Source organism: Microbacterium sp. P5_E9 (assembly GCF_054049175.1).
In genome coordinates, this window is the sequence record NZ_JBFUMV010000126.1 from 1 (window position 1) to 548 (window position 548).

The following is a 548-nucleotide window of genomic DNA, read 5'->3' on the forward strand; positions in this document are numbered from 1 at the left end:
CGGCGGTCCACCGCACTCACCTCGCCGAGCATGACCGACAGGTTGGCCTGTTGCTCGGCCAGTTGCCTCAGCGGCGCGGCAATGTCTGCCGGCGCCAGCACAGCGGTGGCGACCTGATAGAGCAGCGGCTGGAAGATGTGATGGTTGCGGCGATCGATCAAGAGGACGTCTGCCTTGCAACTGCGAAGCTCGCGCGCCGCGGCGACGCCGGCGAACCCACCGCCCACGATGACGACGCGTGGAACCGCCATGGGTGCTTGTGTCATGTGCGAGCGCGGACCGCCAGGAGCCCGAGCAGGTCCTCGTCGCGTTGTGTGGCCAGGTCTTCCAGCGACCGCGTGCCGGCTTCCTCCAGAACGCCGGCCACGATCTTCTTGCGCAGTTCCGGCGTGATCTCGGGCGACCCCAGCACCTTCCACCAGGCAGTCATCGGCCCGGTGAACTGGTCGAAGAAGTGCTCGATGCCACCTTCGCCGCCGCCCAGGTGGAACAGCAGGTTGGGACCCATCACGCCCCACCGCAGACCCGGCCCCCAGCACACCGCGGTG

1 protein-coding gene and 1 pseudogene are annotated in these 548 nt (G+C 68.1%); both read right to left on the reverse strand.

The features are described from left to right. The coding region (locus ACXJ3V_RS20585) for an FAD-dependent oxidoreductase (RefSeq protein ID WP_457102215.1) at positions 1 to 251 on the reverse strand (251 nt) is incomplete at its 3' end. An 11-nt stretch (positions 252 to 262) separates the two neighbouring features. Beyond that, positions 263 to 548, reverse strand: a pseudogene (locus ACXJ3V_RS20590) (L-carnitine dehydrogenase); the annotation flags it as partial.